The 7,887-nt window shown below is 73.9% G+C and carries 1 protein-coding gene; it reads right to left on the bottom strand.

What is annotated here, in order from left to right; translation table 11 throughout:
• Positions 1 to 58 precede the first annotated feature (58 nt).
• Positions 59 to 7,525 carry a non-ribosomal peptide synthetase gene (locus MTQ10_RS24730; RefSeq protein ID WP_282612572.1) on the bottom strand — a complete coding sequence of 2,489 codons (7,467 nt, stop codon included), beginning with the start codon at positions 7,523 to 7,525 and terminating at the stop codon, positions 59 to 61.
• Positions 7,526 to 7,887: the final 362 nt, after the last annotated feature.

Genomic DNA, 7,887 nt, shown 5'->3' with positions numbered 1-7,887 from the left:
TGGCGATCAGCCTCGCTCACCTCGCCGGATGGAAGAACAACGCCGCCGCCCACGACCACTACCGCAACCACCCCGCCGACGCCCTACGCGAACTCGGTCTCACCGGATGAGCACGCATCACGCCTGCTCCGACCGCCTCCCGCAGGAGCTCCGTGGTGGGCGGTTCGGCGCGGGTCTCCGGGACCACGTACGCCACCAGCCGGCGGTCCCCCGGCCGGTCCTCGCGGGCGATGACGACAGCCCGGCGGACCGCGGGGTGGCGGGTCAGGGTGTGCTCGATCTCGGCGGGCTCGATCCGGTAGCCGCGCAGTTTGATCTGGTGGTCGGAGCGGCCGAGGTACTCCACCTCACCCGTGTCCGTCCAGCGGGCGAGATCCCCGCTGCGGTACATCCGGGCGCCCGCTGGCCCGAACGGGCAGGCCACGAACCGCTCCGCGGTCATGCCCGGCCTGTCGTGGTAGCCGCGGGCCAGGCCCTCGCCGGCGATCCAGAGGTCACCGGCGGCGCCGGGCGGTACCGGGCGCAGCGCCTGGTCCAGCACGAGGATCCGGGTGCCGGCGACCGGGCCGCCGACGGAGGGAGGCATGCCGCAGTGGCCGGGGAGCAGACGGGCGGCGGTGGCGTAGACGGTGGTCTCCGTCGGGCCGTAGAGGTTGGTGACCTCGGCGGCGTGCCGGCACAGGGTTTCGGCGAGCGCCAGAGGCAGGGCCTCGCCGGTGGAGATCACCCGCAGCCCGGTCAGACAGGCCGGCGCGTGGGTGACCAGGCTCTGCCAGAGCGCGGGGGTGGCCTGCATGACGGTGACGCCGGACCGTTCGACGAGGTCCAGCAGTGCCGGCGGCTGGGTGATGTCGTCCTTGCCGGCCAGTACCACCCGGCCGCCGGCGAGCAGGGGCAGGAAGAGTTCCAGCGCGGCGATGTCGAACGCGACGGTGGCGCAGGCCAGCAACCGGTCGTCCGGCGTCAGGGCGAACCGATCCTGCATGCCGGTCAGCAGGATCGCCAGCGCACCGTGCCGGACCACCACGCCCTTGGGCGTCCCCGTGGAGCCGGAGGTGTAGATGACGTAGGCGGCGTGGTCGGCGCCGACCGGAACGCGCGGGCCGTGGGCAGGGTGAGGGGACCGGTCGGACAGGTCCACCCCGGCCAGCCGCTTCTCATCGAGGACCAGAACTGGTGCGCTGTCCTCGACCACGGCCCGCACCCGGGCGGCCGGATACTCCGGGTCCACCGGCACATACGTGCCGCCGGCCTTCCACACGGCCAGCAGGGCCACCACCAGGTCGGCCGAGCGGGGCAGCAGCACCACGACCCGGGACTCCGGGCCCACGCCCTGCCCGGCCAGCCAGTGCGCCAGCCGGCCGGCCCGCTCGTCCAGCTCCCGGTAGGTCAGCCGGTGCCCGCGGAACTCGACGCAGACCGTGTCCGGCGTCTGGGCCGCCCGCGCCGCGAGCAGGTCGGGGACGGTCCGCTCGGGGGGCGGGACCGCGGTGTCGTTCCAGCCGTGCAGCACCTGTTCGCGCTCGGCGTCGGACAGCACGTCGAGCGCGCCGACGGTGGTCCGCGAATCGGCGGCGAACTGCCGCAGCACCCGCACCAGCCGGTCGGCGAGCGCCTCCACGGCGGTCCGCTCGAAGACGTTGCGGCGGTACTGGAAGGAGATCCGCAGCAGCGGGTCGGCCGCCGCGATCACGGTCAGCGGATAGTGCGGCGGGGCGTACGGACGGATACCGGTCACCACCGGTTGCGCCGACGCGCCTGCCGCCGCGTGGCCGGACCGGTCGACGGGGAACGACTCGAACACCACCAGCGTGTCGAACAGTTCGTTCAGACCGGTCGCCCGCTGGATGTCGGCGAGCCCCACATGGTGATGGTCCAGCAGTCTCGCCTGGGCGTCCTGGAGCCGGCCGAGCACCTCCGGGACCGGGTCGGCCGGCGTGCAGCGCACCCGCACCGGCACCGTGTTGATGAACAGGCCGATCGTGGTGTCCGCGCCCGGAAGCGCGGAGGGCCGGCCCGCGACCGTGGCGCCGAACAGCACCTCCTGGCCGCCGGTGAGCTGCGCCAGCACCATGGCCCACGCGCCCTGCACCAGGGTGTTGGTGGTGACGCCCCACTCCGCGGCGCGGCGTGCCAACCTGGTGGTGTCCTCGCCGGTGAGCGGGACGTCGATCTGCCCGCTGCCGCTGCCGGCCGGCCGGGGCCCGGGCGTCGTGGGCGCCAGCAGGGTCGGCTCCGCCACACCGGCGAGTTCCTCGGCCCACGCGCGGGCGGAGCGTGCCGTGTCCTGCCGTGACAGCCAGCTCAGGAAGTCCCGGTAGCCGTGCGGGCGCGCCGGTGCGGTGCCGGCGCCGCCGGCCGTGTACAGGTCCATCAGCTCGCGCTCGATGAGCGGCACGGACCAGCCGTCGAGCAGCACGTGGTGGGCGGTGAGGGCCAGTTCGGCGCGCCGGGGGCCGAGGGTGACGAGGGTCAGGCGCAGCAGCGGTGGGCTGTCCGGGCGGAAGCGGGCGTCCCGCTCCTCGGCGAGGATCTCCTCCAGCCGCGTGGCGGCGTCGGCCGTGCCGGTGAGGTCGAGGTGCCGCCAGGGCAGCGGGACGTCGTCCACGACGACCTGCACGGGCTCACCGGTGGCGCTCGGCTGGAACGCGACCCGCAGGTTCGGGTGCCGGTCGAGCAGGGCCTGGCCTGCCGCCCGCAGGCGCGCCGGGTCCACCGGGCCTTCGAGCCGGAACACGAACTGCGTCTGGTACGCCTCGGACGCGCTCTGCGCGAGCATCGTGTGGTACAGCAGCCCGTCCTGCAACGGCGTGAGCGGCCATACGTCGCCGACGCGTCCGAAGCGCCGTTGCCAGTCGTCCAGTTCTTCCTGGCCGACGGTGACCAGCGGGACGTCGGACGGGGTCAGTCCCCGCCCGCCGGACTCGACCAGGCTCCGCAGCCCGCGCAGGGCGGCGCACCAGGTGCGGGACAGGGCGCGGACCTCGTCGGCGGTCAGAACCCCGGTGGCGAAGGTGAACAGGGCCGTGAGGCGCGCGTCGTCGCCGGTGCCGGTCACCAGGGCGTTCACTTCCAGCGCGCTGGGCGTCGGCATGTCCGCGGCGGGCGCGGCGACCAGCTCGGCGCATTCGGGCGCCGGGGTCCATCCGGAGCCGCGGGTGGGGTCCTGGCCGGACGCCGGCTCCGGGCGTTCGAAGGAGAAGCGGCCCAGGAAGTTGAACCCGATGTCGTCCGCCGGATACAGGCGCAGCAGCGCCGCGGTGTCGTCGTTGACATAGCGCAGCAGGGTGTAGCCGATGCCCTGGTCGGGCAGGGCCCGCCGCTGCTGCTTCACCCGCTTCAGGGCGTCACCGGCGGCGGCTCCTCCGGTGATCGCGGCGTCGACGTCGATCCCCGAGACGTCGAGGCGTACGGGGGTGACCGTGGTGAACCAGCCGACCGTGCGGGACAGGTCCGCACCCGGCACCAGTTCCTCCTGCCGGCCGTGCCCTTCGATCCGTACGACCGTCGTGCCGTCGGTGAGACGCCGTTCCCGGGCCACCGCGAGGACGAGGGCGGTGAGCAGGACGTCGTCCGCGCCGCTGCGGTAGGCCGCGGGGACGGAGGTCAGGATCGCGTTCGTGAGGTCGGCCGGGAGCTCCACCCGGACGGTGTCGGTGGTGGAGGTGAGGTCCCGGCCGGGGTCGAGCGGCCGGGAGCCCACGGGTGCGACGGGGGCCGCGAGCAGGTCGCGCCACAACGTCACCTCCGCCACCCGTTCGGGGCGGGCCGCCTCGTCGGCGAGGGCGTGCAGCCATCGGCGCAGGGAGGTGCCCACCCACGGCAGCGCGGGGATCCGGCCTTCCTGGACCTGGTGCCAGGCCGCGGCCAGATCGGGCAGCAGCACCCGCCAGGACATGCCGTCGACGACCAGGTGGTGGGCCGCGACCAGCAGCCGCCCGGGCCCGCCCGCGGCCCCCCGGAACCAGACCAGCCGGAGCATCTGGCCGGCCCGGGCGTCTATGTGCCGCACGGCCTCGGCGGCCTCGGCGCGCAGCAGGGTTTGCCACGCCTCGCTGTCCCAGTCCCCCGGGCAGTCGGCCCGGCCGACGAGCGCGCCGGCGTCCACAGTGCCGGGTGGCCGCACCAGCAGGCCGTCGTCCGTCAGCCGTGAGCGCAGGACGTCGTGCCGGTCCAGGACGCAGCGCAGGGCCGCGGTGAGGCCGGGAAGGTCGACGGCTGCGGGCAGCTCCAGCACCAGCCACTGGGCGAGGCGGTCCAGGCCGGGGCCCCGCTCGGCGTACAGCCGGGCCATGGGGGGCAGCGGCAGCAGGCCCACGCCGCCGCCCTCGAGTTCGGCGAGGGCGGCCGGGGCGGTGTCGCGGGTCGCGGCCTGTGCGAGCGCGGCGACGGTGCGGCACTCGAACACGGTGCGCGGGCTGAACGCGAGACCGCCGGCGCGGGCGTGGGCCACCACCCGGATCGCCCGGATGCTGTCGCCGCCCAGGGCGAAGAAGTCGTCGTCCACCCCGATCTCGCTCAGTCCGAGCACCTCGGCGAACGCGGCGGCCAGGAGGCTCTCGTCACCGGTCCGGGGCGGCCGGTGGGCGCGGCCGGTGATCTCCGGCTCCGGCAGCGCGGCCCGGTCCAGCTTGCCGTTCGCGGTCACCGGCATGCGGTCCAGCGCGACGAAGACGGCGGGCACCAGGTGGGCGGGCAGCCGGGCCGCGACGAAGCCCCGCAGCTCGGCGAGGTCCAGACCGGCGTGCAGATCCCAGTCGGCGCCGGCCGGGCCGCTGCCGCCGGAGGTGGCCGGGACGACGTAGGCGACGAGCTGCGCGGCTCCGTCCGCGCCCCGGCCGGGCCGGGCGACGACGGCCGCACTGAGCACTCTGGGGTGGTCGGTCAGCGTGTCCTCGATCTCCTGGGGCTCGACCCGGAAGCCGCGGATCTTCACCTGCTGGTCGGCGCGGCCGGCGAACTCCAGGTCGCCGTCGGCGTTCCAGCGCGCCAAGTCGCCGGTCCGGTACATGCGCCGCCCGGGTTCCCCGAAGGGGCAGGCCACGAAGCGCTCCGCGGTCAGGCCCCGGCGGTCGTGGTAGCCCCGGGCGAGTCCGGCGCCCGCGATGTAGAGGTCACCGAAGACGCCGGGCGGCAGCGGTCGCAGGCGGCTGTCGAGGACGTAGAGCGCGGTGTTCCAGATCGGGGTGCCGATCGGTATCGTGCGCGCCCCAGGCCGGTACTGCCACGCGGTGACGTCCACGGCCGCCTCGGTCGGCCCGTACAGGTTGTGCAGCGGCACGCCGAAGCTCCGGTGGAATCGCGCGGCCAGCTCGGCTGGCAGCGCCTCTCCGCTGCACACGACGCGGCGCAGACCGGTGCACGCGGCAGCTGTCTCCTCGGTGACGAACTCGGCCAGCATCGACGGGACGAAGTGCGCCGTCGTGACACCGGCCCGCCTGATCACCTCGGCGAGGTAGTCCGGGTCCCGGTGCCCCTCCGGCCGGGCGACCACCAGGGTGGCGCCGGTGATCAGCGGCCAGAAGAACTCCCAGACGGACACGTCGAACGAGGCGGACGTCTTCTGCAGGACCCGGTCGGTGCCGTCGAGCCGGAAGCGGTCCTGCATCCAGAGCAGCCGGTTGACGATCGCGGCGTGCGTGACGACGACGCCCTTGGGCCGCCCGGTCGATCCCGACGTGTAGATCATGTAGGCGGGATGGTCGACACCGTGCGGGGCGGAGCTGACGGGCCCTTCGGTGAGCGGGGCGTCGTCGACCATGACCACGGGGACATCCGTCCGGGGCAGCCGGTCCGCGGTGTCCTTGACCGTCAGCAGCAGCGCGGGCTTGGCGTCGGCGAGCATGAACTCCACCCGCGCGGCCGGGTAGTCCGGATCGACGGGGACGTAGGCGGCGCCCGCCCTGAGGACCGCGACCAGCGCGACGACCAGTTCCGGGGAACGGGGCACCGCGACCGCGACGAACCGCTCGGGCCCGGCGCCGCGCTCGCTCAGCAGGCGGGCGAGCCGGCCGGACTTCTCGGCCAGTTCCCGGTAGGTCGTCCGGGAATCCTCGAAGGTCAGCGCGACGGCGTCCGGGGTGGCGCGGGTCTGCCGGTCCAGCAGTTCGGTCAGGGTCGCCGGCGGCAGGGGCACCGTGAGTCCGGCGTACTCGGTGAGCAGCGCGCGGCGTTCGGAGGGGTGCAGCGCGGTGACCGTCCCGACCGGGGCGTGCGGGTCGGCCAGGGCCGTCCGCAGGAACGTCACGAACCGCTCGGCGAGCCCGGCGATGTCCTGGTCGTCGTACTCGGCCCGCGGCGCGTCGAACCGGACGTACAGGTCGCTGTCGGCCCTTCCGTCGGTGTAGACGCAGACCATCACCTCGTCGATCACGCCGAAGGTGCCACCGGCGAAGTGGGCTGAGGCGCCCGCCAGGTCGAGCGCTTCAACGGAGGGGAGCACGTTGACGACGGCCCCGAACGGGCTGCGCGCGTCGCCGGCGTGGCCGGTGGCCCGTTTGATCAGGGATATGTCGTGCCGGGCGTGCCGCAGGACACGGCGCCGCTCCCGGCCGAGCGCCTCGGCCAGTTCCACGAAGTCGGCCGCGGGGTCCACCCGCGAGCGCAGCGGCACCCGGTTGGAGAGCAGGCCAAGGGAGCGGCGCAGTGCGCCGACGCGGTGATTGACGGTGATGGTCAGCAGCGGCTCGGACAGACCGCACATATGCCCGAGAAACGCGGTGGCGGCCGAGGCGATCAGGTCGGGCACCGAGGTCCCGGCCGCGGTGGAGGTGTGTTCCCAGGCGGCGAGTTCGGCAGCCGGAACCGTCACAGTGCGGGTGGACATCCCCTGCGGTGCGGTGAGGCCGTCCCAGTACCCGGGCTCGCCGGCGGGGGCGCCGGTGCCGGGACGGACCCCGGCGGGCAGGCGGGCGGCGGGCAGGTCTCCGGCGAGGTAGTCGGGCCAGAACCGCTCGGCGTCGGCAAACCGCTTCGACGCCCGGTAGGCGGCGTCCTTCGCCGCCGCGTCCTCCGGCGGGTTGGGGGCGCCCTCCGGCAACGCGGAGCCGGCGCGCAGCGCGCGGTAGATCTCGGCGATCCGCCGGGACAGCAGGGTGAGAACGCCGAACGCGTCGGTGAGGATGTGGTGGAAGACGAGCACGAGCAGGTGATGGCCGGGGCCCAGCCGGATGGAGCCGATCCGCAGCAGCGCGTCCTCGGTCAGGTCGAAGGGCCGACGCACGAGATCGGCGACGACGGCGCGGGCCGCGTCGGCGGGGTCGGCGGCATCGCCGACGTCGAGGCGGAACGGCTCCCACGCCCCGAGGTCCCGGGCGACCGGCCGCAGTCCGTCGTCGTCGCGGCGGAAGTTCACCCTCAGCGCGTCGGCTTCCGCCACCGCCGCCCGCAGGGCCTCGGCGAGCAGGGCGGTGTCCAGGTCACCGTCGATGTCCCAGAGAGTCGCCACGTTGTTCGGTACGTCAGGGGTGAACTCCTGCGCGAGCCACATGGCTTCCTGCGCGGATGTGACGCCGGTGCAACCCATTCAATTCCCCCAGCAAAGTGGTTTTCCCGGTCAACGGCCCCTCGCCATGCCGATGCTTGTCGCGGCCCGTGTGGTGGAACAACTGCGATGAAAGATCTTGGCCAGAGATCGAAAAGGAATCGGCCAGCACCCGAAAAAACTCCGCCACCCCGCGCGGGCAGGCGCCCGCCGCAACCGCCCTCGAAGGACATCTCTCGATCGCGGACTGGGCGTTCCCACGGCCGTCCTCTGCCTGCTAGAGGTTGTCCCGTAAATGATCTGAGGCATGCAGGCTGACCTGCTCGTTTGCCTGTCATCCGGTGAGGGTGAGGTTGTGCAGGCGGGCGATGCCGAGCATGGCGTGGTGGACGCCGTCGCCTTTG

Origin of the sequence: Streptomyces sp. XM83C, assembly GCF_023072675.1 — a bacterium.
GTDB classification, from domain to species: Bacteria; Actinomycetota; Actinomycetes; order Streptomycetales; family Streptomycetaceae; genus Streptomyces; species Streptomyces thermocoprophilus.
Note: the sequence above shows the minus strand (reverse complement) of the source record. Positions and strands in the feature narration are given on the sequence as shown.

Excerpts from the sequence above, each read along its gene's own strand:
- MTQ10_RS24730 (WP_282612572.1), bottom strand. The coding sequence starts at position 7,525 with ATGGGTTGCACCGGCGTCACATCCGCGCAGGAAGCCATGTGGCTCGCG.